The following is a 26,524-nucleotide window of genomic DNA, read 5'->3' as shown; positions in this document are numbered from 1 at the left end:
CCGGTTGTCGTCCCGATCGTTGTCCGCCCAGCGGCCCGCGCGGCTGGTGCGGGCCGCGCGGGCGCGGGGGTCAGCCCCGCAGCGCGCTCCAGCGGTCGCGGAGTCCGGCGGCGCCGGCGTCGGTCAGGGAGCCGAAGACGTTGAGGCGGGCGATGCCGCCGTCGGGGAACACGTCGGTGCGCACGTGGGTGGCGGTGACCGAGGTGTCCAGGACGAAGCGGTGGGCGCTGTCGGGCTCCAGACGGGTGCGGGGGACGATCTCGAACCATGCGTCCGGGGCGTCGGAGTGCGCGTCGCGTCCCAGCACCGCCACCCAGCCCGCGGCGTTGCCCTTGAGGTAGGCGGTGTCCAGCTCCAGGGCGCGGACCGTGGCCTGGGCGGTGAGGCGGAAGCGCACCCAGTCGTGCTCGGTGTCGCGGCGGCGCCGGTTCTCCCAGCCGTCGTCCATCTTCTGTGAGCGGCCGGGGGCGATGATGTTGTCCGGTGAGGAGTAGAAGCGGTCCGAGGCGTCCTCGACCATGCCGCCGTTGACCAGGGCGGCCACGTCGAAGCCGCCGAGGGCGGTCAGCCAGTCGGGGTCGGGCACGGGTTCGCCGTACACGCGCAGGCGGGCGACGCCGCCGTCGGGGAACTGCCTGAGGCGTAGGTGGGTCCACCGGCGCCCGGCGTCCACCTCGAACCCGTTGGCGGCGTGCCCGTACACGAAGGCGCGGGGGACGATCTCGGTCCACTCCGCCTTGAGCAGCTCGTCGGTGGTGGGGGTGCCCTCCAGGTGGACGGCCTCGACACTGACCTCGCGGGGGTGGTTGCCGCGGAAGTGCGCGGTGTCCACCACCACGCCGCGGACCAGGCCGGGCAGGCCGAGGCGGACCAGGGCCCAGTCGTGGTCGTCGGCCGCGGGGTGGGGCTGGTCTCCGCTCACGCCGCGGCGCCTACGGGTCTCCCAGCCGTCCATCACCTTGCCCTTGTGTCCGAAGGCGTGCGGGTCGAACACGGCCGGTTCGGGCAGCAGCAGGTTCTCGCGCTGGGCGAAGAACTCGTCGTTGGCCGCCACGACACCGGCGCCCAGGCGCCGGTCGGCCAGGTCGACCAGGGCCGAGAAGTCGAGGTCGGTGCCCCGGTAGTCGGCGTAGGGGTCGCCGCCCGCGTAGGGGCGGGCGTTGTAGGCACGTGGGTCGGTGGGCTGGGCCCCGCTCATGTTGCTCCTGAGAAAAGTGGACGTGTCGGACATGTCCAGAGTCCCAAGAGAAAACGATTACTTCCAGCGAAAGTTTCTGATCACTCTGTTCAGCTGAACTGAACAGAGGGGCCGCCCAGGTCCGCGGCGGTGTCGGTCAGGGCGCGCAGCACCGCCGCGACCTGGGGGCGCCCGCCCGCCCCGGAGCGCACGGCGGAGACCACGTGGCGGCGCGGCTGGTCGGAGCGCAGCACCCGCAGGCTGACCCCGGGGGTGTCGTCCGCGGCGGCCAGCCGGGGGATCAGCGCGACGCCCATGCCCGCCGCCACCATGTCCAGGATGGCCCTCCAGTCGGAGGCCACGTGCGCCTGCCCGGGGACGAACCCCGCCTGGGCGCACGAGGCGACGGTGATGTCGCGCCAGGGGCCCGACGCCCCGTAGATCCACGGCTCCTCGGCCAGGTCGCGCAGGCGCAGGGCGCGGGCGCCGGCCAGGCGGTGGTGGACGGGCAGGGCCGCGTCCAGGGGGTCGGTGAGCAGCCCGCGCCGGTCGTAGCGGCCGTCGTGGCCGGTGGGGGCCTGGGCGGCCAGGGACAGGCCGACGTCGATCTCGCCCGCCGACAACAGGTCGTAGACCTCGGCCGCCTCGGCCTGGTGCACCCGCGTGGTCAGGCCGGGGTAGGCGCGCCGCAGGGCGCCCAGCGCGGGCACCACGAGGCTGGGGATGGCGGTGGCGAAGGCGCCCACGCGCACGTGCCCGGCCTCGCCCCGGGCGAATCCCTCCAGCTCGGCCTCGGCCCGCTCCAGCTGGGCCAGGACGATGTCGGTGTGGCGCAGCAGGGCGTGCGCCGCGTCGGTGAGGCGGACCCGCCGCCCGTGCGCCTCCAGCAGGGCGACCCCCACCTGCTGGGAGAGGGAGGACAGCTGCTGGGAGACGGCGGAGGGGGTCATGCACAGGGCCTCCGCCGTGGCCCGGACGGTCCCGAACTCCTCCAGGGCGCGCAGGACGCGGAGTTTGCGAAGATCCCAGTCGGTCACCCTGTCAGGAATACCATTCAGCAGCCCTGAACGGCAGCGCCGGTGCCCGCGGGGATCCCGCGGACACCGGCCCTGGGGCGGGAGGCGCGGCCCCCGCCCCGGCGACGGATCACGCCCGGGGTTTGTCCAGGGGCTCGGAGCCCCCGTCGCGGTAGGCCTCCCGGGCCTGGTCGGTGTACTTGGCCTCCCCGGGACCGGCGCTGCCGATCTCCTCGGCGTCGATCTCGGCCGGGGCGGCGGAGCGCCCGCGGCCGATCACGTTGAAGCACACGTTGAGCACGATCGCGACGACGGCCGCGCCGATGATGCCCGAGTGCGCGACCAGCTCCACCGACTCGGGCAGGAACGCGTAGAAGGTCGGGTAGGCCAGCGGGATGACCGCCACGCCCACGGAGGCGGCCACCAGCACCAGGTTGAGGTTGTTGGTGAAGTCGACCTTGGCCAGGGTCTTGACGCCGCTGGCGGCCACGCTGCCGAACAGGACCAGGCCCGCGCCGCCGAGCACGGGCGTGGGGATGGCCGCCATGGCGCCGCCCAGCACCGGGAACATCCCCAGCGCGACGAGGATGCCCGCGCCGGTGGCCACCACGTAGCGGCTGCGTACCTTGGTCAGGGCCAGCAGGCCGATGTTCTGCGCGAAGGAGCTGGTGGGGGTGGCGCTGAAGATCGGTCCGATGAGCGAGCCGCTCACGTCGGCGCGCAGACCCGCCGAGATGCGCTTGGCGTCCACCTTCGAGCCGGTGATCTCACCGACCGCGATGATGTGCGAGGCCCCCTCGGTCAGGACCACGAGCATGATGACGCACATGGTGACGACCGCGGCGACCTCGAACCGGGGCGCGCCGAAGTAGAACACCGAGGTCGGGTCGAACACGATGTCGGCCTCGCCCACCCGGCTGAAGTCGGCCATGCCCAGGGGGACGGCGACCAGGGTGCCCACGAGCAGTCCCAGGAGGATGGACAGCCGCCCCCAGATACCGGGAAGGACCCGGGATCCGAGCACGATCACCCCGAGGGTGAGCCCGGCCAGCCCGAGGTTGGCCAGGGGCGCGGCCGGGACCGCGGAGCCGTCCTCCAGGGTGCGGACGCCGCCGTCCATGATCCACCGCGCCGCCACCGGCATGAGGCTGACACCGATGACGGTGATGATGGTGCCCGTGACGATCGGGGGGAAGAAGCGGATCAGCTGCCCGAAGAACGGCGTCAGCGCCAGGGCGAAGACCCCGGCGGCCAGGGAGGCGCCGAAGGCCACGGGCAGGTTCTCGCCGTCCTGCCCCGCGGCCAGGGAGGTGATGGCGCTGACGGGGACGAAGGAACAGGCCACCACGATCGGCATCTGCGCGCCGACGCGCCGGTGGCCCACGGTCTGCATGAGTGTGGCGAACCCCGCCACGAGGAGCGCGCCGCTGACGAGGATGCCCATGGCGGCAGGGTCGTTCGCGAGCCCGGCGGCGGCGCCGATGACGAGGGCCGGCGCCACCGCGCCGGCGTACATGGTCAGGATGTGCTGGAGCCCGTAGACCAGGAGCAGCCGCGCGGGCAGCTTCTCGTCCTCGGGACGGGAGGAGGCGGCGTTCGTTGTGGCCGAGTCCTTCGCGGACGGACTGTTCGACATGGCCAGTTTCCAGCCTTTGCGATCGGCGGCCACCCCGGAGGGGGCCGAACTCTCGGGCACGGGGCCCGGTGGTGTCGCACCGGCCCGACGCTCCCGTCAGGGGACGCCGGAGCCGGGGGAGGGCCCGCCGCGGCGGGCCAGGGCCCGTGGCACGGCTGTGCGCGCGGGTCACGGGAGTGTCGGTGCGCGCGCCCGGCGGGGCGCCGGGGCCGCGGACGGGACCGCGAGGAGAGGGCGGTCCCGCCTGCGGGGCACTGCCGGAGCGCTCACTGGGGAGCGCCCGGACACGGGGGTGGGACAGGGCTTCGTCAGGAGGTGCCGTCCGGACGCCGGGGGCTGGCGCCCTCGGGGAGTCCGGACACGGGACGGCCGCGGGCCGCCCGGGGACGGGAGGGGCGGTGGGCGATGGCGTCCCGGGGAGGGCGCCTTCTAGACGAAGCCGGGGACGGTCTTCCAGGCGTCGCCGGGCTCGGGGGCGTCGTCGCGCTCCACGGTGGCCTCGATCTTGCCGTAGGGGCGGTCGGCGGCGAAGAAGACCTCGTTCGGGTTGTCCAGGCCGAACGGGGACAGGTCCACCAGGAAGTGGTGGTTGTTGGGCATGGAGAAGCGGATCTCGGCGATCTCCGGGTGCGCCTCCAGGACGGCCTTGCCCATCTCGTAGAGGGTCTGTTGCAGCGCCAGGCTGTGTGTCCGGGCGAAGGCCTCCAGGCACAGGGCGCGGACCGAGGAGTAGGCCTTGTCGAAGTCGTGCTCCACGCCGACGTAGCGCCAGCGGGCGGTGACGTCGGTGGCCAGGATCCGGTCGGTGGTCTCGGGCAGCGTCGTGTACTTGGTCCTGGGGAAGCCGTGGAACTCCGAGCCGGTGGACTTGAGCACGGACAGGCCCTCGAAGCCCGAGACCACCCACTCCCGCTCGCCCGTCTTGGTGACGACGGTGGTGCGGGTCTCGGCGCCCCTGCGCGAGAACGCGTGGTCGTGCGGCCCGGAGGAGGTCTCGATCCGCTCCCAGGAGTACTCCTGCACCTCCTGGCGGGCCCCGTGCACGTACTCGTGCTCGTCCACGAAGTGGCGGGCCAGGCGCAGGGCGAAGTCCTCGACGGCGCCGACGCCGCCCCACTCGCGGGCCTTGGCGTAGACGGTGTTCTTCTGGGTGTCGGTCGGCAGGCAGGTGCTGTTGTCGCCGTGGGTGTGCACCGTCTCCAGCTCTCCGCGCAGCTGGGAGGTGACGTTGACGTCCTTGATCCGGTGGACGTCGGTGTCGCGGTTGACGTGGACGAGGCGGACCTCGGCCTTGCCGTACTGGTTGTCTCCGAGTCGGATGCCCATCAGGGTGAACTCCATCCGTGTGATGCGTGAAGTCGTCATCGTTCGCGCCGTGGCGCAGTGCTACGAGGGAGGACCGCTGTGGTCGTGCGGAAGGACCTGTCGCGCACTCGAAGATTCAGGCTTGCTCTGGCCGGCGAGGATCTCCTGCCCGCCGCTCCCTTCCCGGTCGGCCGTGCCGCCGCGGTGGTCTGTGTGGGTGGTGTCCAGGGGGAGGGCGCGGGGCGCCCGCCTGGTCAGGGTGTGCGTCCGCCGGACATGCCCTAGGAGCCCCGGTAGGTCGAGTAGGCGAACGGGCTCAGCAGCAGCGGGACGTGGTAGTGGGCGTCCTCGTCGGCGAGGTCGAACACGATGGAGACCTCGGGGTAGAAGCCGCGCTGGCCGGTCGCCCCGAAGTAGGCGGCGGTGTCGAAGACGACCCGGTGGAAGCCCGCGGGGAGCCGGTCGGGGCCCAGGTCGGGCACGCGCCCGTCGTCGTCGGTGCGCCCCTCGGCGACCGTCCGCCAGGCCCCTGGGCCGTCGGCGGCCTCCAGCCGCACGGGCACGCCGCGGGCGGGTCGGCCCAGGGCGGCGTCCAGGACGTGGGTGGTGACGTGGCTCATGCGTCCTCCAGGAGTTTGACGAGGCGGAGTCCGGCGATCCGCCGCAGCTCCCCGCCGACCACGGCCAGTTCGGTGTCGCGGTCATTGGACAGTCGTGCGACCAGGTCCGCGAGGAGTTCGCGGCTGGAGCGCCCGCTCGCGCAGACGAGGTAGATCTGCCCGAATCTGTCCTCGTACTCGCGCTGGGCGTGGGCGAAGATCCGCTGGACGCGCACGGAGGCGTCGTCGGTGTCGGAGGCGAAGGCGGACTGCTCCCCGCGCGACCAGGCGGCCTCGGTGTCGGTGCCCTCGGCCTTCTCCCCGATGCGGGGGTGGCGGGCCAGCGCGGAGGCGACCTCGTCGGCGGTGACCGCGCGCGCGTGCCCGTCGGCAGAGGCCAACAGGGCCGCGCGGTCGGAGAAGGGCGCCTCGGACGCGACGGCCGCGACCCAGCGGTCCACGTCCAGGCACCGCGCGAGCGCTGCGCGCAGCTCCTGTGCGGGCAGCGCGTTCAGACGTGCCAGACCGGGGTCGGGCCCGCTCTCCGGCTCCTCCGGGGTGCTCATGTGGTCTCCCGTGACTCGGCGCGACCCCCAGGTCTCCCGTCCGTGGGACGGCGTACCGCGGTTCCCGCCAAGAATTTTCGTAGTGCAGATACCTAATTCCGTATTACGGATTGGAGGGACTCTAGTTGATGCGAGTGTGACCTTGTCAACACTCGCAAGGGGAGATCTGCGAAAAATAACCCGATCTGTGCCCGAGCACAAAGAAGATCCGACCTTCTCGCCGTCACTCAGGGTTCGTGACGGGATTCGTGGGGTTCATGGAGCTGGAGTGGCTGGAGTGGCGCCTGGTGCGTAGAGGGGGCGGGATTCGGAGTGGTTGACAAGCGGGGGTGTCCCGGCACACACTTCAATAATTCCTTAAAGCGAAAACTACTTTCCACATTGTGGAAGTAGATGCTGGAGGCAAGGTATGAGCCACACCCTGGGGTACACGGTGAACTGCTCGCTGCTGTTCACCGAGCTCCCCCTCAACGACCGCCCCCGGGCGGCGCGGGAGGCGGGCTTCGACGCCGTCGAGTTCTGGTGGCCGTTCGAGAGCCCGACCCCGCCGCAGGACGAGATCGACGCCTTCGTCTCCGCCCTCGACAGGGCGGGGGTCCGCCTCAGCGGCCTCAACTTCTTCGCGGGCCAGCTGCCCGGCCCCGACCGGGGCGTGCTCTCGCACCCCTCGCGCAGCGCCGAGTTCCGCGCCAACATCGACGTCGTGGTGCGCATCGCCGAGCGCACCGGCGCCACGGGCTTCAACGCCCTCTACGGCCTGCGCCAGCCGGGGGTCGACCCCGACGAACAGGACCGGACCGCCCTGGAGAACACCGTCGCGGCGGCCGAGGCCGTGGCCGCGGTCGGCGGCACCGTCCTCATCGAGCCCATCAGCGGGGCCGAGAGCTACCCCCTGACCACCGCCGCGGACGGGCTCGCCTTCGTCGCCCGGGCCAGGAAGGCGGGCGCGGACAACGTCGCCCTCCTAGCGGACCTGTACCACCTCGCCGTCAACGGCGACGACTTCGCCGCCGCGGTCCGCGACCACGCCGCCGAGTTCGGACACATCCAGATCGCCGACACCCCCGGGCGCGGCGAGCCCGGCACCGGACGGCTGCCCATCGGGGAACTCCTCACGGCCGCCCAGACCGGGGGCTACCGGGGACTCGTCGGCCTGGAGTACAAGCCGACCGTGCCCAGCGCCCAGAGCTTCGGCTGGCTCAACTGATTCCCCAGCCGCGCGCCCAACCGACAGTCACACAGCACCAGTCACACAGCACCAGCCACGCACCACCAGTTACGAAGGGGGCCGTCGTGCCCGTCAAGAAGATCGCCTTCATCGGCCTGGGGATCATGGGCCTGCCCATGGCCGTCAACCTCGTCCGCGCCGGGTACACCGTGACCGGCCACAACCTCACCCCCGAGCGCGTCGACGCGCTGGTCGCCGAGGGCGGCCTGCGCGGCGGCAGCGTCGCCGGGGCCGTCGCCGACGCCGACGCCGTCATCACCATGGTCCCGGACTCCCCGGACGTGGAGGAGCTCATGCTCGGCCAGGGCGGCGTCTTCGAGAGCGTCAAGCCCGGCACCCTGGTCATCGACATGAGCACCATCCGCCCGGACGTGTCCCGCTCGGTGGCCGAGGCCGGGGCCGAGCGCGGCCTGCGCGTCCTGGACGCCCCCGTCAGCGGCGGCGAGGCGGGCGCGGTCGAGGCCAAGCTCTCCATCATGGTCGGCGGCGCCGCGGAGGACTTCGAGGCGGCCCGGCCGCTCTTCGACGTCCTGGGCACCACCCCGGTCCTGGTCGGCCCGAGCGGCTCCGGCCAGACGGTCAAGGCCGCCAACCAGCTCATCGTCGCGGGCAACATCCAGCTCCTGGCCGAGGCCCTGGTCTTCCTGGAGGCGCACGGGGTGGACACCGAGTCCGGCCTGGAGGTCCTGGGCGGCGGGCTCGCGGGCAGCACCGTGCTCCAGCGCAAGGGCGCGGCCATGCGCGCGCGCGACTTCACCCCGGGCTTCCGGATCGCCCTGCACGACAAGGACATGCGCATCGTCACCGACTCCGCGCGCGCCGCCGGGGTCGCGATCCCGCTGGGCTCGCAGGTCGCGCAGTACGTCGGCGCGCTCAAGCACCAGGGGCACGGCGGCCTCGACCACTCCGCGCTGCTGAAGATCGTCGAGCAGCTCTCCGACCGCTCCGACCGGTAGCGGACCGGCACTCCGGACCACAGGGCCCGCGCCCGGCCCCGCGCCGTCCGTCCCCGGTGTTGGCCGCACCGGGGGACCACGGCCCGCGCGCCGTCCGTGCCCGCCCGTACCTCAGCAGCACCCCGGTATCACCCCTAGCACTCAGCGCACAGCGCCACCACCACACAGCATCACCACCACACAGCCACCAGCATCCCCAGCACTGAAGGGTTCGCTTCCCATGCCACAGATGCCCGCGATGAACGCGGTCGTGGAGGTCCTCAAGGACGAGGGCGTCGACACGGCCTTCGGCTGCCCCGGCGCGGCCATCCTGCCCCTCTACAAGGCGATGGAACAGGTCGGCGGTATCGAGCACCTGACCGTCCGCCACGAGGAGGGCGCCACCCACATGGCCGACGGCTGGTCCCGGACCACCGGCAGGGTCGGCGTGGCCATCGGCACCTCCGGTCCCGCCGGGACCAACATGATCACCGGCCTGTACACGGCCATCGCGGACTCGGTCCCGATCGTGTGCATCACCGGCCAGCAGCGCACCGACCTGCTGGACAAGGAGGGCTTCCAGGCGGTCGACATCGTCGAGATCGCCAAGCCCGTCACCAAGTGGGCCGTCCAGGTCAAGGAGGCCGCCACCGCGCCCTGGATCTTCCGCGAGGCGTTCCGGATCGCGCGGGAGGGACGCCCCGGCCCCGTCCTGGTGGACATCCCGGTGGACGTCGCCCAGCAGCTGATCGACTACGACCCCGCCATCGACGCCCCGCTGAAGGTCAACACCGTCGAGCCGCACCCGCCCCGGGTGGAGCGCGCGCTGGACATGCTGCTGGAGGCCGAGCGCCCCCTGATCCTGGCCGGAGGCGGCGTGATCACCGCCGAGGCCTCCGACGACCTGCGCGCGCTCGCCGAGCACCTCCAGGTTCCGGTGCAGGTCACCCTCATGGGCAAGGGCTCCTTCGACGAGGACTCGCCCCTGTACTCGGGCATGACCGGCGTGCAGACCTCCCAGCGCTACGGCAACGCCTCCTTCCTGGAGTCGGACCTGGTCCTGGCCGTGGGCGCGCGCTTCGCCGACCGTCACACCGGGCAGATCGACGTCTACCGGGGCGAGCGCAGGTTCATCCACGTCGACATCGAGGCCACCCAGATCGGCCGGGTCTTCGAGCCCGACCTGGGCGTGGTCTCCGACGCGGGGCTGTTCCTGCGCGAGATGCTCGCCGCCGCCCGTGCCCGCGGGGCCACGGCCCAGGTGCGGCCCTGGATCGACCGGGTCGCCGAGCTCAAGGCCACCCTGACCCGCCGAGAGGACTTCGACACGGTCCCGGTCAAGGCGCCGCGCGTCTACAAGGAGATCAACGAGGTCTTCGGCGAGGACACCTACTTCGTCACCGCGATCGGCCTCTACCAGATCTGGGGAGGCCAGCACCAGAAGGCGTACAAGCCGCGCCACTACCAGATCTGCGGCCAGGCGGGCCCGCTCGGCTGGGAGATCCCCGCCGCCATCGGCGTGAAGAAGGCGCTCAAGGACACCGAGCCGGACGCGGAGGTCGTCGGGATCGTCGGCGACTACGGGTTCCAGTACATGGTCGAGGAACTGGCCGTCGCCGCCCAGTACGACGTGCCCTACGTCATCATCATGCTCAACAACGAGTACCTGGGCCTGATCCGCCAGGCCTCGATCCCGTTCGACATGAACTACCAGGTGGACATCCACTACGACGAGTACGGCACCGACAACGTCAAGCTCATGGAGGCCTACGGGTGCTCCGGGCGCCGCGTCGTGGATCCCGGGGAGATCCGCGAGTCCCTGGAGTGGGCACGCAAGCAGGCCCAGGCCACGTCGCGGCCGGTGCTCGTGGAGATCATGATCGAGCGCGAGGCCAACACGCCGCACGGGTCCGCGATCGACGCGGTCCGGGAGTTCGAGCCGGCTCCGGGGGCCTGACGGCGGGTGTGCCCCGTGCGGAACGCCTGCCACAGCGGACCAAACGGGGCACACTGGTAGCACCAGGCACATATGAACCCGTCGTTACAGGGTTGTGTCCGGAGTGTGTCGCGACGTGCGTTTTCTCAGGTCCGCACCTGCGCAAACGTGGAGTCACCTTGACGACGGACCCGCCGTGCCAGGGAGCGGGATAACGCAACGGAGCCGTCGTCGGCACTCTCGGAAGTTGGAAAAGCATGTCCCCCCACGCGCGTTTCCTCTCTGCGGCCGCCGTCGCGGCCGTCGCGCTCGCCTCCTCCGCCTGCTCCTCCCAGAACGGGTCCGAGGAGGAGTTCCAGGAACTCCTGGTGGAGAGTGGTCTGCCCGGTGACGAACTCAGGATCACCGCGCCGGACACCGAAGGGTTCTGGTGGGCCACCTACGAGGCCACGGAGGACTGCCAGTTGCAGTTCAAGTGGAACGGCACCGACCCGGTGCTGATCTACGGGGCCCAGACGGACGGCTACCTGGAGCTGGCCCCGGACGAGACCTACGTGGAGTCCTTCGGCCAGGGCAAGGTCCAGCAGGCCTGCCAAGGGGAGTTCTGACCGGTTCCGGCCCCGGGCGCGCCGTCCGGGGCCGGAACCCCGACCGCCGGCGTCAGCCCTCGGCGCCTGAGCCGTCCTCTCCCCGGTGGGGAACGGTGCGGCTCCACTCCACGACCTTGCGCAATGCGGTGTTCACCGGCTCCTCGGGCGTTGTGGTGCCCAGCAGTTCCGTCGCACGCTCCAGAAGCGCGTCGTCGATGTCGATCCACGTTCTGCTCATGGCCGCTCCTCGGGGTGCGCGACTCTGGTCCGTGCTGATTCCTGGTCGCTATACTTGTATAGCAACCAGGGAGGTGCGTCATGCTGGCACTGAGACTTCCGGCGGAGATCGAGGACAGACTCGAAGCCCTCGCGAAGGAGACCGGCAGGTCGAAGAGCTTCTACGCCCGGGAGGCGATCGTCGCCCACCTGGACGAGTTGGAGGAGGTCTACCTGGCCGAACGCAGGCTGGAGGACCTCAGGGCGGGGCGCAGCGGTACGACACCGCTCTCAGAAGTAATGGGCGAGCATGACGTGGAAAGTTGAGATCCACGACGATGCACGTCGTGAGCTGCGCAAACTGGACCCCCAGGTGGTGCGGAGAATCCTCCGGTTCCTGAAGGACCGTGTGGAGGACGCGGACGACCCGCGTTGCCTCGGTGAGGCGTTGAAGGGCAGTCGCCTCGGTGACCTGTGGCGTTACCGTGTCGGCGACTGCCGCGTGGTCGCCGACACCCGGGACGGACTCCTCGTCGTTCTCGTGGTGCACAACGCCCATCGCAGCCAGGTGTACCGGGACTGAGTCCGGCGGTGACGTGTCCACCCGGCCCGGGGCGGCGGCGCGCGTACGCGGCCTGCCGGAGGGCGTACCCGGTCGACGGCCCCGCGGTGGATCCTCCTAACGTGAGTGCGTTCCCGAGGGCATGACCCCTCCCGACCCGCACACCACGGAGCCCGCCATGAGCGACCTGTTCGATCCCGTCCGGATCGGCCGCCTGCACCTGCCCAACCGCCTGTTCATGGCCCCGATGACGCGCTCGCGCTCCCGCGGGGGCGTGCCGGGCGACCTCGCCGTCGAGTACTACGCCCAGCGCGCCTCGGCCGGGCTGGTCATCACCGAGGGCATCCAGCCCAGCGTTCGCGGCCAGGGCTACACCGACACCCCGGGGCTGCACAGCGACGAGCAGGTCCAGGCCTGGAGGCGCGTCACCGACGCCGTACACGAACGCGGCGGGCACATCTTCGCCCAGCTCATGCACGCGGGCCGGGTCGGCCACCCCAGCCTCTACCCCGACGGCGGCCTGCCCCTCGGCCCCTCTCCCATCGCCTCGGGCTCGTCCATGTACGACGGCGGGCAGAAGCTCGCGCACCCCGTGCCGCGGGAGATGACCGCTGCCGACATCGACCAGACCCTCGCCGACCACGCCACGGCCGCGCGCAACGCGATCGCCGCCGGCTTCGACGGGGTGGAGCTGCACGGCGGCAACAGCTACCTCATCGAGCAGTTCCTCTCCGACGGCAGCAACCGGCGCACCGACGGGTACGGCGGCAGCGCCGCCAACCGCGCCCGCTTCGCCCTGGAGGCCGTGGACGCGGTCACCGAAGCTGTCGGCGCCGACCGCACCGGCCTGCGTATCTCCCCGGCCAGCACCCTCAACGGCATCAGCCAGAGCGACCCCCTGGAGCAGTACCTCGCGCTCCTCGACGGGCTGCGCGGCCGTCCCGGGCTGGCCTACCTGCACCTGACGGAGTCGGCCTCGGCCGAGTACACCGAGGCGCTGCGCAAGGAGTGGCCCGGGATCTTCGTCCTCAATCCCGCCTCCGGCACCGACACCGGACCCGCCACCGCGGCCCTGGCCGAGGAGCGGGCGGACGCCGTGGCGATGGCCGCGGCCTGGATCGCCAACCCCGACCTGCCGGCCAGGATCAGGACCGGCGGTCCCGTCGCCGTCCCGGACCGGGCCACCTACTACGGCGGCGACCACCGTGGCTACACCGACTACCCGGCCCTGGACGCCTGAGCCCGACCGCCGATGAGCCGGGCCGCCGAAGCGGTAACGCCTCCGCGCAGGAGCGCCACCGCTTCGGCGGGGGCGGGAACGCGAAACCCCGTCGACGGGACCGGCCCGGCCGCCGGTGCGCGGTGACCGCGCTGCCGGTGGCGGCCTCGGGTGTTGGCCGCACCCTGGGCCCCGTCGACGGGATCTGGAACAACCCCCCTAGCACTGAAGGGTTCACCGAAAATGTTACAGACCCCCCGCCGGTCTCTTGAAATCGAGGTACCGGTAGTGGGGCGGATCCCGCCGTGCGCGCCCTCCGTGAGACGGACCTCCAGGTCATGTGACGCGCGTCCCAGCATGCGGACACCGGGTACCAGTTCCGCGGAGCCGTCTGCTAGCGTGAGGACCGTTATGCTGCGCGAGCTGCTTCTCCTTAGCGGCCGCGGCGGGGGTCGTTAAAAGGTCGGCTCCCTCGCCGCGGGACCTCGGCTTGTCCTGGTCGACCATGACCAAGCGCCAGATCCACCCGAGGAGCCACCGAGATGGTGCCGCAGCAAAAGCCCAGCCCCATGCCCTTCCACCGCTACAAGCCCTTCGCGCCGGTGGACCTGCCCGACCGCACCTGGCCCTCGAAGAGCATCACCGAGGCCCCGCGCTGGCTGTCCACGGACCTGCGCGACGGCAACCAGGCGCTGATCGAGCCGATGGACCCCGCCCGCAAGCGCGAGATGTTCGAGCTGCTGGTGCGGATGGGCTACAAGGAGATCGAGGTCGGCTTCCCCTCCGCCAGCCAGACCGACTTCGACTTCGTCCGGTCCCTGATCGAGGGGGACGCGATCCCCGACGACGTGCAGATCTCGGTGCTGACCCAGGCCCGTGAGGACCTCATCGAGCGCACCGTGCAGAGCCTGGTCGGGGCCAGGCGCGCCACCGTGCACCTGTACAACGCCACCGCGCCCACCTTCCGCCGCGTCGTCTTCCGCGTGGACCGCGAGGCCTGCAAGGACATCGCCGTCCAGGGCACCCGGCACGTCATGCGCTTCGCCGAGCAGTACCTGGGCGAGACCGAGTACTTCGGCTACGAGTACTCTCCCGAGATCTTCGTCGACACCGAGCTGGACTTCGCCCTGGAGGTCTGCGAGGCCGTCATGGACGTCTGGCAGCCCGGCCCGGGCCGCGAGATCATCCTCAACCTGCCCGCGACCGTCGAGCGCTCCACGCCCAACGTCTACGCCGACCAGATCGAGTGGATGAGCCGCAGCCTGTCCCGGCGCGAGCACGTGGTCGTCTCGGTGCACCCGCACAACGACCGCGGCACCGGCGTGGCCTCGGCCGAGCTGGCCGTCATGGCCGGGGCCGACCGCGTCGAGGGCTGCCTGTTCGGGCACGGTGAGCGCACCGGCAACGTCTGCCTGGTCACCCTGGGCATGAACCTGTTCAGCCAGGGCGTGGACCCCAGGATCGACTTCTCCGACATCGACGAGATCCGCCGCACCGTCGAGCACTGCACCCAGCTGCCGGTCGCCCCGCGTCACCCCTACGGCGGCGACCTGGTCTACACCGCCTTCTCCGGCTCCCACCAGGACGCCATCAAGAAGGGCTTCACCGCCCAGCAGGAGGCCGCCGACGCGGACGGGACCCCGGTGGAGGAGTACGTCTGGGACGTGCCCTACCTGCCGATCGACCCCAAGGACGTGGGCCGCAACTACGAGGCCGTCATCCGGGTCAACAGCCAGTCCGGCAAGGGCGGCGTCTCCTACATCATGCAGCGCGACCACTCGCTGGACCTGCCGCGCCGCCTCCAGATCGAGTTCTCCCAGGTGATCCAGAAGTTCACCGACGCCGAGGGCGGCGAGTTCGCCGCCGGGCGCATCTGGGAGATCTTCTCCCGGACCTACCTGGCCGAGGGCGGCCCGGTCGCGGTGCTGGCGCACCGCTCCACCACCGACAGCGACGGCACCTACCGGATCGAGGCCGACGCCCGGGTCAACGGCGAGATCCGCGAGCTGACCGGCACCGGCAACGGCCCCATCTCCGCGTTCTGCGACGCCCTGACCGACGTCGACGTCAAGGTCCGCGTCATGGACTACGTGGAGCACTCCATGGGCGGGGACGGCGACGCCCGCGCCGCCGCCTATGTGGAGGCCGAGATCGACGGCCGCGTGGTGTGGGGCGTGGGTATCCACAGCAGCATCACCACGGCCTCGCTCAAGGCGCTGTGCAGCGCCATCGCGCGCGTCTGACGCGTACACGCCCACGGGCGGGCATCCGGGGCCGCGGCCGGCGGGTCGCGGCCCCGGCCCGTCTCCCGGCACCTCAGAACAGGCCGAACGGCCCGGGGTCGGGCAGCCCGAGGGCGGCGCACGACTCCCGGTGCGCGCCGGTCAGCTCGCCCAGCGCGAGCGGCCTGCGTGAGGTCGCGGCCATGTCCTCGCGCGCCTCGGCCGTCCAGGGGAAGGGGTACAGCGACAGCCCCTGCGCCAGGTCCAGCGCCTCGGCCTCCTCGCGCCAGCCCGGCCAGCGCAGGGCGCGGTAGAAGTCCTCCAGACGGCCCTCCAGCAGCCACAGCATCCAGCCGGAGTAGGCCGTCTCCAGCGGCTCCCACTCCAGGGAGTCGGGCGCGAAGTAGACCATCTCCCCGGGCCTGCCGGGGTGGTCCCCGCCCTCCGCCGCGGGCCCGTTGAGGGCGAACACCCCGCCCAGCACGTCGTGGGCGACCACCAGCCGCGGCGGCGGGCCGTACACCACAGCGGCGCTCAGGTCGTTGACCTCGCCCAGTCCGGGCAGCTCCGCCCCGCCGCCGCCGTGCACGCGCAGCCACCCGCCGTCCAGGAGCAGGCCGCCGGACTCCAGCGCCATCGCGCCCAGGAAGGACCGTGCGGTCACCTGGAGGCGGTGCAGGCACGTGCGGCCGCGTTCGGGGTCCACGGGCAGGGCGCGCACCGAGGCCCCGCCCCGCTCCACGCGTTCGGACAGCAGCGGCCAGGCGGGTTCGTCCACCTCGACCAGTTCACTCAGCTCGCGCACAGGGCCACCTCCCGTCGGGCCGCGAGGGGTCGCGACGGCGGTCCACACTACCGGTCGGCGCCGACGCGTTCGCAGAGGCCTTCGGGGGCGGGGCCGCGCGGGCGGCGGTACGCGCGGGCGCGACCCGCGCACGGAGGGACGGAGCGGATAAAAGCCGTGGCGGCGGCGGTCGGGGGAATGCCACGATGCCGTGCATGGTGTACGGCGAGATCCTCCAGCGAACCCTGCGCGTCCCCGAGCCCTCCGGCGCGCCCGGAGACGGCGGCGCCGCGACCCGGCGGCTCGACGCCGCGCTGCTGTCCGTGGGCTTCACACTCACCGGCGAACTGCGCTCCCGCCTCGAAGGACTCGCCCCCGAGGCCGTGCTGCGCGAGGCCGGACCCCTCCTGGACGCGGTCCGGCGGCTCGTCGGCGCCGCCGCCGAGCACAACGTCTACTTCCGCGACTTCCCCGACAACGTCCCCGACACCGTCGAGTTCTGGGCGGAATGCCTGGCCAAGGCGATCGGCGATCCGGCCGGCCCGGTCCACCTGGCGCTCCCGGAGGGGCGGATCAACCTACTCGACCTGCCCTCCTACGGCCGCTACCAGCACGCCTACGCCGAACTCGCCGCCGCCCGCGACGCGTTCGTCCCCGGGGCCAAGGACCGGCTCACCCCGCTCCACCTGGGCGCGTCCCTGGCCGAGGAGACCCGCGCGCTGTACGCGGACCTGGCGGGCAGCCCGGTCCCGCTCGGCGAGGACGACCTGGCGCTCCTGGCCGTGCTCGCCGACGAGTGCGCCGACGGGGAACCGCCGCAGGTCATCCCCGTGCGGGAGAACCGCGCCGTGGTCAACGCCGCCCGCGTGCGGGCCGGACACGCCCCGCGCGCGGACACCGCCACCGACGTGCTGCGCCTGGCCCAGGCCCTCTCGGACGGCGACCCCACCCTGGCCCGGCCCGCGCGCCTGCGCTCCTTCCGCCGCCGCGAGCGGCACGCGCTGCTCGCCGCCCTGGACGCGGTGATCGCCGACAACCCCGGCAAGCTCGCCGACGTGGGCCGCCACACCGAGGCGTGGAAGCGGCTGGGGGAGGGGCTGCACCCGCACGAGTACCCGGCGTGGGAGCACGCCCGCGAGGTGTTCGCGGTGGCGCGCGGCGACCGCCGTGTGCGCACCTTCGACGCCCGAGTGGAGGCGGCCTTCCTGGACGGCGACGTGACCGCCGCCGCGGACCTGCTGGCCACCGCGCCGGGCATGCTGGTGCGCACCCTGGACCGGATCCTGGCGACGGGCGGCGCCGGTACCGGGGAGCCGCTGGCCGCGCGCCTGCGCGAGGTCGGCGACCGCGTCTCCGGCCGGGTGCTGGTCTCCGCGCGCGAACAGCTCGCCAACCGGGACGCCCCCGGGCTGGTGCGCCTGTTCGCCAACCAGTCCGCGCGCGGGCACACGGCCACCGACACCCGTCCGCCGCTGCCCCGGGCCGACACCGCCGCCGTGCTGGAGGCGCTGGACGGCCTGATCGCCCGGCGCCTGCCGGTCCACGACCTGCTCCTGGTGGACCCCGCCGTGCTCTCGGTGGCCGTGCCGCGTTCGGGCAGGGACGCCGCCAAGGGCATGGGCGTGCTGCCGCGCGGCAGTCGTACCGAGGTCGATGGGGACCGGCTGCGGTTCTTCGTGCACTGGACGCAGACGGAGTCCCGGGAGACCGACCTGGACCTGTCGATGGAACTGCTCGACCAGGACTTCGCCCCGGTCGGCCAGGTGTCCTGGACCAACCTCAGGCAGGATGCGGCCACCCACTCCGGCGACCTGGTGGCGGCGCCCGCGCCGGGCGGCGCCACCGAGATGATCGACCTGGACCTGTCCGCGCTGGACGAGCGGGTGCGGCACGTGGTGCCGCAGGTGCTCGTCTACGAGGGCGACCGGTTCACCTTCCTGCCGGAGGCCTTCTTCGGGTACATGACCCTGGACGGCGAACAGGGCGGCATGCCCTTCGAGCCGCGTACCGTGCGCGTGCGCTCGGACCTGGAGGGCGAGTCCCGGGTCCTGGTCCCGCTGGTGTTCAGCCGGGGGAGCGGCGGCCGCTGGAGCGCGCGCTGGACGCACCTGTTCCTGCGGGGGCGCCAGCACTTCAACCGGGTCGAGGAGACGGGGGCGTCCGCCCGGCTGATGGCCCGCGCCGTGGTGGAGCGCCGCTACCTCACGGTCCGGCACCTGGTGGACCTGATGGCGGACGCGGGCGCCGAGGTGCGGGAGTACCGCGAGCCGCCCACCGCCGAGGAGGTCGCCGGGCGCCGGGTGGCCTACCTGGGGCTGGAGCGCCCGGAGGGGCTGCCCGAGGGGGTCGGGGTGACCGCGCTGGCGGACTTGCCCTCCCTGCTGCCCGACCCCGAGGCGGTGTGACCGTAGGATCGCCTCCGGGCGGCACCTGCCGGGGCTTCCTTCTCCCGGGAGCACCGTGAGCGGGCGGTACCGCCGCACCGCCGGTGCCCAGCTCCGGCGCTCTCCGCCCGGAAAACCGCGTGACGTCCGGGGAGGGGCACGCTAGCCTCGTCCCTGGGCGGCACAGCGGAGGCTTCCTTCTCAGGGTTCGAATCCCTTTTCACACGGTACGCAGTCTCCGCGCTCTCCGCCCGGTACGGCGAGGCACCTTCCGGGGGCTTCCTTCTCCCCGCCGCGAGGCACCCTTTTTCCATCGAGTCCCCGGGCTCCCCTCACCGGCGAGGCACAGCGGCGGCTTCCTTCTCCACCACAGAACCCAGCCGCCGCGCTCTCCTCGCACACGTCGGGCCGCCCTCCCCCCGGGGAGGGCGGCCCGACGTGTGCTCGGGACTACTCCCAGCCGAACATCTGGGTCCAGGCGTTGCCGGACTCGCCGACACCGATCGCGACCAGGTCGCAGTTGAGGATGTTCCTGCGGTGCCCGTCGCTGTTCATCCAGGCGTCCATCACCTGCTGGGGGCTGGTCTGCCCCTTGGCGACGTTCTCCGCGCCCCAGGCGTCGTAGCCGTGGCGGTCGGCCCGGTCCCCGGGACCCTCGCCCTCGGGGCTCTCGTGGCTCATGTAGTCGCGCCGGTCCATGTCCTCGCTGTGCTCCTGGGCGGCGGCGGCCAGTCGCGGGTCCACCCGCAGCGGGCCGCACCCGGCGTCCGCGCGCTCGGCGTTGACCAGGGTCACGACCTGCTCGGAGACCCCGCCGGAGGGGGCGTCGAAACCACTGTTGCCGTCGTCACCGTCGTTGCCGCCGCTGTCACCGCCACCGCCACCGCCACCGCCGCCGCCGGAGCCTCCGCCGCCGGACCCCGAGCCGCCACTGCCGCCGCCGGTGTCCTCGTCCTCGCCGTCCTCGGGCACGGAGGAGGCCTGCGCGCTCTGCGGCTCGCCGCCGTCCCCGGAGGGCGTCGGCTCCCGCTCCGGCGTCGCGGTGGGCGAGGCGAAGAAGTCGGCGTCCTCGGAGGCCTCGGGCACGAGCGAGTCGTCGGTGACCGCGGTACCGACCCCTCCCTCCCGCGCCTGGCCGTCCGCCGTGTTCTGGAAGGGGTTGAGGCCGGAGTCCGCGCCGGTGAACAGCAGCGCGCCCGCCATGGCCAGGCCGACGGGGACCGCTGCCATGGGTACCGCGAGCGGTATCGAGCGCCGTCCGCGCCCGGCACGGCGGTGTCGGTCGGCGCTCTTCCTGCGCCTGCCTCGGCGACCACGCGCCATAGGGCCCTCCTCGGGAAGTGGGACGTCGGGGCACGGGCGCGACGGGACGTCGTTCGCGCGGAGTCCGCGCTCCGGCCGGTCCTCGCTCGTGCCCCGCGGGCCTCGGGTGGACCCGTGTCGGGGAGCGCGCGGGATGCGCGCGGCTGCTCCGGGAGTGCCGCGGGGGAGGTGCGGCTGGCCCGACGCGGAGCGCCTAGCGCGTGAGAGTAGAGCAAATGTCGCAAAAAGGGAAACCAAACTGTAATAAAGCTGGTCATAGAGGGGTTCTGTGCTCCACCGTCCGCGTGGACGGTCCGTGGTATCCGCGACAATGGGGGGGTGAGTCTCTACCGCGACGAGGGTGTCGTCCTGCGCAACCAGAAGCTGGGCGAGGCCGACCGCATCATCACCCTCCTGACCCGGCGCACCGGCCTGGTCCGCGCCGTCGGCAAGGGGGTGCGCCGGACCAGGTCCCGCTTCGGGGCCCGCCTGGAGCCGTGCACCCACGTCGACCTCCAGCTGCACGCGGGCCGCACGCTGGACGTCATCACCCAGGCCGAGACCGTGCGCGCCTACGGGAAGGCGGTCGTGTCCGACTACTCCCGCTACACCGCCGCCACCGCGATGCTGGAGACCGCGGAGAAGGTCGTCGCGGTCGAGAAGGACCCGGCGCTGCGCCAGTTCCTCCTGCTCATCGGCGCACTGCGTACCCTGGGTGAGGGAAGCCACGACTCCCGGCTGGTTCTGGACGCCTACCTGCTGCGCTCGCTCGCCGTCGCCGGGTACGCGCCCTCGCTGGCCGAGTGCGCCCGCTGCGGCAGCCGGGGGGAGCACCGCGCGTTCGCGGTCCACGCCGGAGGTATGGTCTGCACGGTGTGCCGTCCTCACGGCTCCGTGCACCCGTCCCCGGACACGCTCCGGCTGATGTCGGCCCTGCTCGGAGGGGACTGGGAGAGCGCGGACGCCAGCGAGGACAGGCAGCGCTCCGAGTGCAGCGGGCTGGTCGCGGCCTACCTACAGTGGCACCTGGAAAACGGAATCCGATCACTGCGCCATGTGGAGCGTTCTTGAGTCTGTTCAGCTTCGACACCGGTAAGCGGCGGGAGTACACCGCGCCCGTCCCGCACCCCAGCGGCGCGCGTCCCCCCGAGCTCCCCGCCCAGCTGGTGCCCCGGCACGTGGCCGTGGTCATGGACGGCAACGGCCGCTGGGCCAAGGAGCGCGGTCTGGCGCGCACCGAGGGGCACAAGGCCGGTGAGTCCTCGCTCTTCGACGTGATCGAGGGCGCCCTGGAGATGGGTGTGGCCAACCTGTCCGCCTACGCCTTCTCCACCGAGAACTGGAAGCGCTCGCCCGACGAGGTGCGCTTCCTCATGGGCTTCAACCGCGACACCATCCGCAGGCGCCGCGACGAGATGCACGCGCGCGGGGTCCGCATCAGGTGGGCCGGGCGCGCGGGGCGGCTGTGGAAGAGCGTCATCCGCGAACTCCAGGACGCGGAGGAGATGACCAAGGACAACACCGCGCTCACCCTCCAGTTCTGCGTGAACTACGGCGGCCAGGCCGAGATCGTCGACGCCGCGCGCGAGCTGGCCCGCAGGGCGGCGGCGGGACTGATCTCCCCGGACAAGATCACCGAGGACACCCTCGCCCAGCACCTCTACGCTCCCGACGTGCCGCCCGTGGACCTGTTCGTGCGCTCCTCCGGCGAGCAGCGCACGTCCAACTTCCTCCTCTGGCAGTCCGCCTACGCCGAGTTCGTCTTCCTGGACACGCTCTGGCCCGACTTCGACCGCCGCGACCTGTGGCGGGCCTGTGAGATCTACGCGAGCCGGGACCGCCGCTACGGCGGTGCCGTGCCCAACCCCACGTCGGAGGAGAAGAAGTGATGGCAGGTTCGGACGTTCCGCTGCTCAGGCCGGGCATGTCGCTCGTCTCGGTGGGCGACAGCTTCACCGAGGGCGTGGGCGACCCCTACCCGGAACCGGGCGCGGGCTTCCGCGGCTGGGCCGACCGGCTGGCCGAGCACCTGGCCGACGACCAGGGCGAGATCGTGTACGCGAACCTGGCGGTGCGCGGCAAGCTCATGCGCCAGATCGTCACCGACCAGATCCCGCCCGCCCTGGCGATGGCCCCGGACCTGGTCACCCTGAGCGCGGGCGGCAACGACCTGCTGCGCCCGGGAGGGGACCCCGAGCGGATGGCCCGGATCCTGGACCACACGGTGGGCCGCCTGCGCGCCGCGGGGAGCCAGGTCGTGCTCTTCACCGGAGTCAACGTCACCACGGGCTACATGCGCGGCACCATCGGCCTGTTCGCGCGCTACTACATGCACGTGCGCGCCGTCGCCGACAAACACGGCTGCCTCCTGGTGGACCAGTGGCCGATGAGGGTGCTCACCGACTCCCGCGCCTGGGACGAGGACCGGCTGCACATGTCCCCCGAGGGGCACCGCCGACTCGCGCTGCGCGTGGCCGAGGTGCTGGGCGTGCCGGTGGCGGAGCGCTGGGACGAGCCGTGGCCGGACAGCGAACCGGTCGGCTGGGCCCGTGCGCGCCGGGAGGACCTGACCTGGGTCAGGGAGTCGCTCGGCCCGTGGATCGGCCGCCGCCTGACGGGGCGCTCCTCCGGCGACGCGGTCACGGCCAAGCGCCCGGAGCTGACCCGGATCACCAAGGACCGCTGACCGCCGCCGCCCCGGTGTGAGGTGGCTCCCAAAACGCCGGAAAGGATCAACCTACTGTCGCGTAACCCTGCCGCGGAGTTGGATGATCGTGCACTATGAGCGGTTTTGGGACGAACTTGGTGCACCGGGACATCCTGTCCTACGTCGCCCTCGGTGACAGCTTCACCGAGGGCATGAGCGACCCCTATCCGGACGGCGGCGGCGCGCCCGACGGCCGCTACCGGGGGTGGGCCGACCGCCTGGCCGAACACCTCGCCGACCACGTCACGGAGGTGCGCTACGCCAACCTCGCGGTGCGCGGCAAGCTCATCGGCCAGGTCGCCGAGGAGCAGGTCCCCCGGGCGGTGGAGCTCTCGCCGGACCTGATCACGCTGTGCGCGGGCGGCAACGACATCATCCGCCCCGGCAGCGACCCCGACGCCGTCGCCGTGGCCTTCGCCGCGGCGGTGCAGGAGCTCAGCCGGACCGGCGCGCGCATCGTGGTCTTTACCGGGTTCGACACCAACTGGCAGCCGGTGATGCGCCACATGCGCGGCCGGATCGCCACGTACAACATGCACCTGCGGGCCATCGCCGACCGCTACGGCTGCGACGTGGTGGACGTGTGGAGCATGCGGGTCCTGGACGACGCCCGCGCCTGGAGCTGGGACCGCCTGCACCTGTCCCCGGAGGGCCACCGCCGTATGGCGCTGCGCGTGGCCGAGGTGCTCGGGGTGCCCGTCGAGGGCGACTGGAAGCAGCCGTGGCCGCCCGCCGACCCGCGCGACTGGCGCTCCGCCCGCCAGGAGGACCTGCACTGGGCGCGCGAGTTCCTGGTGCCGTGGATCGGCCGACGCCTCACCGGGCGCTCCTCGGGAGACAACGTCAGCCCCAAGCGCCCCAGCCTGGACCCGCTGCGCCGGGACTGACACCGGATGGCCGGTCCGAGCACGCGTGGAGTCCGTCCTACGGTGCGGGAGCGTCTCCTATGGTTGGCGCATGGGCACACGCTTCACACCCAGGGCCGAGCGGATGCTGGCGCACGCGCGGCGGATCGCCAAGGAGTACGGCGTCGTGGACGGCGAGGGCCGACCGGTGGTGGGCGCCGAGCACCTGTTCCTGGCGGTCCTCGCCGACGGGGACGGCGTCCCCGCCCAGGCCCTGTGTGGGCACCACGACCCCGAACGGCTCATGGCGGCCGTGCTGGCGGTCATGGACACGCCGGAGTACGGCGGGAACGTAGGGCGGGACACCACGGAACCCCGGAACTAGCGCGGTGACCGCAAAGGTTCACCGGCCCGCTCCTTCGCCGTGATCTTGTAGGAGTCACCCCAGTGCCACCGTCAGAGCGGCTCCCGTCGAAACCCTCCCCGACACCACCATGGTGAACCAGTAGATCTTGTACTTGTAGCGAGATCCAAACTCGCTATCAGTACAAGATCACCGAGGGTTGAGCCCCTCCCATCGCACCGGCAACGGTTCCGGTCAACCCACTAGGAGCAGTTGGCGCAGGTCCCGAAGACCTCGACGGTGTGCGTCACACCGGTGAAGCCGTGCCGGGCGCCCATCTCGGTGGCCCACTTCTCCACCGTGGGGCCCTCGATCTCCACCGCGGTCGCGCACACCCGGCACACGATGTGGTGGTGGTGGCTCTCGGTGTCGCACGCCCGGTAGACGGCCTCGCCCTCGTCGGTGCGCAGCACGTCCACCTCACCGGAGTCGCTCAGCGCCTGGAGCGCCCGGTAGACGGTGGTCAGGCCGATCTTGGAACCGTCGGCGCGCAGGTCCGCGTACAGGTCCTGGGCGCTGCGGAAACCGGCGGAACCGGTCAGCGCCTCGCGGACCGCCTCGCGTCGTGTACTCATGGTCTCACCTTCCCCCGCTCAGTCTGGGGCATCGTACCGGTCAAACCCTCACCGACGGGATCGAAGGCCGCCGCGGAGCGGCGCCCGGAGGCGCGGCGCAGCACGCCGCCAACTGCCACGGCCACGCCGAAGACGGCCAGGGCCAGCAGCACGATCGTCGCGCCGGGGGAGAGTTCGGCGTAGAAGGACGTGGTCAGGCCGCCCACCGAGGACAACAGTCCGATCAGCACGGCCAGGAGCATCGTCACCCGGAAGCTCTTGGTGAGCTGCTGGGCGGCGGCGACCGGGACGATCATCAGCGCGCTCACCATGAGCACGCCCACCACGCGCATCGCGATCACCACCGTCAGCGCGGCGGTCACGGCCAGCAGCACGCTCAGGAAGCGCACCGGCAGCCCGTGGGCCCGCGCCACCTCCTCGTCCTGGCAGAGCACGAACAGCTCGCGGCCGAACACCGCCACCACCGCGACCACCCCGGCGGTGAGCACGCCCACCACCCAGAGGTCGGACTCCTCCACCGTGCTCACCGAGCCGAACAGGTAGGAGACCAGCGTGGCGTTGCTCGCCCCGGGCGTGAGTCCGATGAGCAGCACGCCACCCGCGATGCCGCCGTAGAACAGCAGCGCCAGGGCCACGTCCCCGCTGGTGCGGGCGCGCACCCGCACCAGTTCGATGAGCACGGCGCCCAGCGTGGCCACCACGGCGGCGGTGAGCACCGGCGAGGTGCTGGTGAGCAGGCCCAGCGCCACCCCGGTCAAGGCGACGTGGCCGATCCCGTCGCCCAGCAGGGCCAGGCGCCGCTGGACGAGGTAGGTGCCGATGACGGGGGTGACCAGGCCGACGAGCACCGCCGCGATCAGCGCGCGCCGCATGAACTCGTAGTGGAGCAGCTCAGTCACGGCCGGGTACCTCGAGTCGGATCATCTCCGCGGCCGTGGCGCCCGCGGAGTCGGGAGCGTTGGGGTCGGGGTGGGGGTGCTGGTGCTCGTGTCCGGGCCGCGCGCACTCGCCGGTGGGCGCGGGGGCGGCGCCGTCGTGCACCACGCGGCCCGACTCCAGCACCACGGCGCGCTCGATCACGTTCTCCAGCGGGCCCAGTTCGTGCAGGACCAGGACCACGGTCGCGCCGCGCTCGCGCAGGCGGGCGATGGTGTCGGCCAGCGCGCGCTGGTTCTCGGCGTCCACACCGGCCATGGGCTCGTCCATGACGAAGGTGTCGGGCCGCCCGGCCAGGGCGCGGGCGATGAGCACGCGCTGCTGCTGGCCGCCGGAGAGCTCGCGCACCGCGTCGCGGCCCCGGTCGGCCAGTCCGACGGCCTCCAGGGCCTCGTCGACGGCCGCGCGGTCGGCGCGGGTGGGCAGGGACAGGCGGCGGCGCGAGGCGACCTGCCCGGAGGCGACGATCTCGCGGACGGTGGCGGGGACGGCGCCTCCGGCGGTGAGCCGCTGGGGCACGTAGCCGATCCGGCGCCAGGCGCGGAACCCGCGCAGCGGGACGCCGTGCACCAGGATCTCGCCGGAGGTCAGGGGCACGATGCCCAGCATCGAGCGCATCAGGGTGGACTTACCGGAACCGTTGGGGCCCAGCACGGCCATCGTCTGGCCCGCGGGCACGTCGACGCTCATACCGTCGAGCACGGGGACCCCGTCGTAGGCCACGCGTGCGTCGACGGCCTGGAAGGCGGGCGGCGCGTCGCCCGCTACGGCCGTGAACTGGTCAGACACCGTTCCATTATCACGAAAACGAAAATGATTGTCAAAATATGACGGATTCGTGATCTTCCCGGTGCCTCCGGGTCAGTAGCCCAGGACCCGCGCCACCGCCAGCACCAGTACGACCACCACCATGAGCACCCGTGCCGTCCGCGGCTGGCCGCCGAGGGAGGGCCAGGTCAGGAAGGCCAGCCACGCGACGAACGCCGCGACCAGCAGCAGGCACACCGCGCCGACCGGGCCGGGCGCCATCAACCCCGCGATGAACAGGGCGCCCACCACCAGCGGCGCCAGCCACCGGGGACCCTGGTGCAGCCACACGAGCGGCACCGCGCTGCGCCCCTCCACCGCCCTGCGCAGTCCGCCCGTCCGCCTCACGCGGGGGGAGTCCCCCTCGCGCCGGGGTCGGTCCTGGTCTGGACGCCGCTTCTCGTCACCGTGTTCGGGAGGGGCCATGCTGTCCGTGTCCGCTTCTGGTCCGTGCCGCCGCCGGACAGGCCCACGCGGGGGCACGCCCATCCGGAAAAGGTGGGCGCCGGGTCCGCCGGGCCTGTGATACTTGTGTCCTGAACCCTAGTGCAGGGCCCCGGCCCGCCGCCGGGCG

Annotated in this window: 27 protein-coding genes; 14 read left to right on the top strand and 13 right to left on the bottom strand. The window is 72.3% G+C overall.

Annotated elements, in window-relative coordinates; all coding sequences use genetic code 11:
* Positions 1 to 70: 70 nt before the first annotated feature.
* From alc to uraD, 6 genes are all read right to left on the bottom strand, one after another.
* Positions 71 to 1,198 carry an allantoicase gene (alc, locus tag ACSIH6_RS16520; protein ID WP_435109182.1) on the bottom strand — a complete coding sequence of 376 codons (1,128 nt, stop codon included), beginning with the start codon at positions 1,196 to 1,198 and terminating at the stop codon, positions 71 to 73.
* An 89-nt stretch (positions 1,199 to 1,287) separates the two neighbouring features.
* Positions 1,288 to 2,214 carry a LysR family transcriptional regulator gene (locus tag ACSIH6_RS16515; protein ID WP_435109181.1) on the bottom strand — a complete coding sequence of 309 codons (927 nt, stop codon included), beginning with the start codon at positions 2,212 to 2,214 and terminating at the stop codon, positions 1,288 to 1,290.
* Positions 2,215 to 2,323: 109 nt separating this feature from the next.
* Complete coding sequence (locus ACSIH6_RS16510) at positions 2,324 to 3,829, bottom strand: nucleobase:cation symporter-2 family protein (RefSeq protein WP_435109180.1); 1,506 nt, start codon at positions 3,827 to 3,829, stop codon at positions 2,324 to 2,326.
* Between the two features lie 429 nt (positions 3,830 to 4,258).
* The gene (gene pucL, locus ACSIH6_RS16505) at positions 4,259 to 5,155 is read right to left on the bottom strand and encodes a factor-independent urate hydroxylase (protein WP_435109189.1); all 897 of its coding nucleotides are present in this window, start codon (positions 5,153 to 5,155) and stop codon (positions 4,259 to 4,261) included.
* A 260-nt stretch (positions 5,156 to 5,415) separates the two neighbouring features.
* Positions 5,416 to 5,754 (bottom strand): hydroxyisourate hydrolase, encoded by a 339-nt coding sequence (uraH, locus tag ACSIH6_RS16500; RefSeq protein ID WP_435109179.1) that lies wholly within the window; start codon positions 5,752 to 5,754, stop codon positions 5,416 to 5,418.
* Entirely contained in the window at positions 5,751 to 6,299 is a 549-nt protein-coding gene (uraD, locus tag ACSIH6_RS16495) for a 2-oxo-4-hydroxy-4-carboxy-5-ureidoimidazoline decarboxylase (protein ID WP_435109178.1), read from the bottom strand. The genes uraH and uraD overlap by 4 nt, the downstream gene beginning before the upstream one ends.
* A gap of 409 nt (positions 6,300 to 6,708) precedes the next feature.
* Between uraD and ACSIH6_RS16490 the strand changes: the two genes are divergently transcribed.
* The 4 genes from ACSIH6_RS16490 to ACSIH6_RS16475 all read left to right on the top strand — a co-directional run bounded on the left by ACSIH6_RS16490 (position 6,709) and on the right by ACSIH6_RS16475 (position 11,006).
* Entirely contained in the window at positions 6,709 to 7,506 is a 798-nt protein-coding gene (locus tag ACSIH6_RS16490) for a hydroxypyruvate isomerase family protein (protein ID WP_435109177.1), read from the top strand.
* A gap of 86 nt (positions 7,507 to 7,592) precedes the next feature.
* Positions 7,593 to 8,483, top strand: coding sequence for a 2-hydroxy-3-oxopropionate reductase (locus ACSIH6_RS16485; RefSeq protein WP_435109176.1), 891 nt, complete (start codon positions 7,593 to 7,595; stop codon positions 8,481 to 8,483).
* A gap of 220 nt (positions 8,484 to 8,703) precedes the next feature.
* Positions 8,704 to 10,419 carry a glyoxylate carboligase gene (gene gcl / locus ACSIH6_RS16480; RefSeq protein ID WP_435109175.1) on the top strand — a complete coding sequence of 572 codons (1,716 nt, stop codon included), beginning with the start codon at positions 8,704 to 8,706 and terminating at the stop codon, positions 10,417 to 10,419.
* A 236-nt stretch (positions 10,420 to 10,655) separates the two neighbouring features.
* Positions 10,656 to 11,006, top strand: a complete 351-nt coding sequence (locus tag ACSIH6_RS16475) for a hypothetical protein (RefSeq protein ID WP_435109174.1) — start codon at positions 10,656 to 10,658, stop codon at positions 11,004 to 11,006.
* Positions 11,007 to 11,058: 52 nt separating this feature from the next.
* Here ACSIH6_RS16475 and ACSIH6_RS16470 read toward each other — a convergent pair whose 3' ends face one another.
* Positions 11,059 to 11,226 (bottom strand): type II toxin-antitoxin system VapB family antitoxin, encoded by a 168-nt coding sequence (locus ACSIH6_RS16470; protein WP_435109173.1) that lies wholly within the window; start codon positions 11,224 to 11,226, stop codon positions 11,059 to 11,061.
* Between the two features lie 80 nt (positions 11,227 to 11,306).
* Here ACSIH6_RS16470 and relB point away from each other — a divergent pair, with 80 nt between their 5' ends.
* The 4 genes from relB to leuA all read left to right on the top strand — a co-directional run bounded on the left by relB (position 11,307) and on the right by leuA (position 15,228).
* Positions 11,307 to 11,531: a type II toxin-antitoxin system RelB family antitoxin gene (gene relB, locus ACSIH6_RS16465; protein WP_435109172.1), complete on the top strand. Its 225-nt coding sequence runs from the start codon at positions 11,307 to 11,309 to the stop codon at positions 11,529 to 11,531.
* Positions 11,515 to 11,787, top strand: a complete 273-nt coding sequence (locus ACSIH6_RS16460; RefSeq protein ID WP_435109171.1) for a type II toxin-antitoxin system RelE family toxin — start codon at positions 11,515 to 11,517, stop codon at positions 11,785 to 11,787. Before relB ends, ACSIH6_RS16460 begins: the two co-directional genes overlap by 17 nt.
* 157 nt (positions 11,788 to 11,944) lie before the next feature.
* The gene (locus tag ACSIH6_RS16455; RefSeq protein WP_435109170.1) at positions 11,945 to 13,006 is read left to right on the top strand and encodes an alkene reductase; all 1,062 of its coding nucleotides are present in this window, start codon (positions 11,945 to 11,947) and stop codon (positions 13,004 to 13,006) included.
* Between the two features lie 521 nt (positions 13,007 to 13,527).
* Positions 13,528 to 15,228: a 2-isopropylmalate synthase gene (gene leuA / locus ACSIH6_RS16450; RefSeq protein WP_435109169.1), complete on the top strand. Its 1,701-nt coding sequence runs from the start codon at positions 13,528 to 13,530 to the stop codon at positions 15,226 to 15,228.
* A 73-nt stretch (positions 15,229 to 15,301) separates the two neighbouring features.
* Here leuA and ACSIH6_RS16445 read toward each other — a convergent pair whose 3' ends face one another.
* On the bottom strand, positions 15,302 to 16,012 hold the full coding sequence (locus ACSIH6_RS16445; RefSeq protein WP_435109168.1) for a DUF2625 family protein: 711 nt from the start codon (positions 16,010 to 16,012) through the stop codon (positions 15,302 to 15,304).
* A gap of 194 nt (positions 16,013 to 16,206) precedes the next feature.
* Here ACSIH6_RS16445 and ACSIH6_RS16440 point away from each other — a divergent pair, with 194 nt between their 5' ends.
* Positions 16,207 to 18,396, top strand: a complete 2,190-nt coding sequence (locus ACSIH6_RS16440) for a TerD family protein (RefSeq protein ID WP_435109167.1) — start codon at positions 16,207 to 16,209, stop codon at positions 18,394 to 18,396.
* 429 nt (positions 18,397 to 18,825) lie between these two features.
* Here the strand turns inward: ACSIH6_RS16440 and ACSIH6_RS16435 are convergent, their stop codons facing one another.
* On the bottom strand, positions 18,826 to 19,605 hold the full coding sequence (locus ACSIH6_RS16435) for a CAP domain-containing protein (protein WP_435109166.1): 780 nt from the start codon (positions 19,603 to 19,605) through the stop codon (positions 18,826 to 18,828).
* Positions 19,606 to 20,016: 411 nt separating this feature from the next.
* Between ACSIH6_RS16435 and recO the strand changes: the two genes are divergently transcribed.
* The 5 genes from recO (at position 20,017) to ACSIH6_RS16410 (ending at position 23,614) form a co-directional block, all read left to right on the top strand.
* Positions 20,017 to 20,748 carry a DNA repair protein RecO gene (gene recO / locus ACSIH6_RS16430; protein WP_435109165.1) on the top strand — a complete coding sequence of 244 codons (732 nt, stop codon included), beginning with the start codon at positions 20,017 to 20,019 and terminating at the stop codon, positions 20,746 to 20,748.
* Positions 20,745 to 21,566 carry an isoprenyl transferase gene (locus ACSIH6_RS16425; protein WP_435109164.1) on the top strand — a complete coding sequence of 274 codons (822 nt, stop codon included), beginning with the start codon at positions 20,745 to 20,747 and terminating at the stop codon, positions 21,564 to 21,566. Before recO ends, ACSIH6_RS16425 begins: the two co-directional genes overlap by 4 nt.
* Positions 21,566 to 22,363 carry an SGNH/GDSL hydrolase family protein gene (locus tag ACSIH6_RS16420; protein ID WP_435109163.1) on the top strand — a complete coding sequence of 266 codons (798 nt, stop codon included), beginning with the start codon at positions 21,566 to 21,568 and terminating at the stop codon, positions 22,361 to 22,363. The genes ACSIH6_RS16425 and ACSIH6_RS16420 overlap by 1 nt, the downstream gene beginning before the upstream one ends.
* Before the next feature lie 95 nt (positions 22,364 to 22,458).
* Positions 22,459 to 23,271 (top strand): SGNH/GDSL hydrolase family protein, encoded by an 813-nt coding sequence (locus ACSIH6_RS16415; RefSeq protein ID WP_435109162.1) that lies wholly within the window; start codon positions 22,459 to 22,461, stop codon positions 23,269 to 23,271.
* A 70-nt stretch (positions 23,272 to 23,341) separates the two neighbouring features.
* On the top strand, positions 23,342 to 23,614 hold the full coding sequence (locus tag ACSIH6_RS16410) for a Clp protease N-terminal domain-containing protein (RefSeq protein ID WP_435109161.1): 273 nt from the start codon (positions 23,342 to 23,344) through the stop codon (positions 23,612 to 23,614).
* 221 nt (positions 23,615 to 23,835) lie between these two features.
* Here the strand turns inward: ACSIH6_RS16410 and ACSIH6_RS16405 are convergent, their stop codons facing one another.
* The 4 genes from ACSIH6_RS16405 to ACSIH6_RS16390 form a co-directional block, all read right to left on the bottom strand.
* Positions 23,836 to 24,207, bottom strand: a complete 372-nt coding sequence (locus ACSIH6_RS16405) for a Fur family transcriptional regulator (RefSeq protein ID WP_435109160.1) — start codon at positions 24,205 to 24,207, stop codon at positions 23,836 to 23,838.
* On the bottom strand, positions 24,204 to 25,106 hold the full coding sequence (locus ACSIH6_RS16400; protein ID WP_435109159.1) for a metal ABC transporter permease: 903 nt from the start codon (positions 25,104 to 25,106) through the stop codon (positions 24,204 to 24,206). The genes ACSIH6_RS16405 and ACSIH6_RS16400 overlap by 4 nt, the downstream gene beginning before the upstream one ends.
* On the bottom strand, positions 25,099 to 25,932 hold the full coding sequence (locus ACSIH6_RS16395) for a metal ABC transporter ATP-binding protein (protein WP_435109158.1): 834 nt from the start codon (positions 25,930 to 25,932) through the stop codon (positions 25,099 to 25,101). The genes ACSIH6_RS16400 and ACSIH6_RS16395 overlap by 8 nt, the downstream gene beginning before the upstream one ends.
* A 72-nt stretch (positions 25,933 to 26,004) precedes the next feature.
* On the bottom strand, positions 26,005 to 26,376 hold the full coding sequence (locus ACSIH6_RS16390; RefSeq protein ID WP_435109157.1) for a DUF6703 family protein: 372 nt from the start codon (positions 26,374 to 26,376) through the stop codon (positions 26,005 to 26,007).
* Positions 26,377 to 26,524 lie beyond the last annotated feature (148 nt).

The organism is Nocardiopsis synnemataformans (genome assembly GCF_965343085.1).
Classification (GTDB): Bacteria; Actinomycetota; Actinomycetes; order Streptosporangiales; family Streptosporangiaceae; genus Nocardiopsis; species Nocardiopsis alborubida.
Note: the sequence above shows the minus strand (reverse complement) of the source record. Positions and strands in the feature narration are given on the sequence as shown.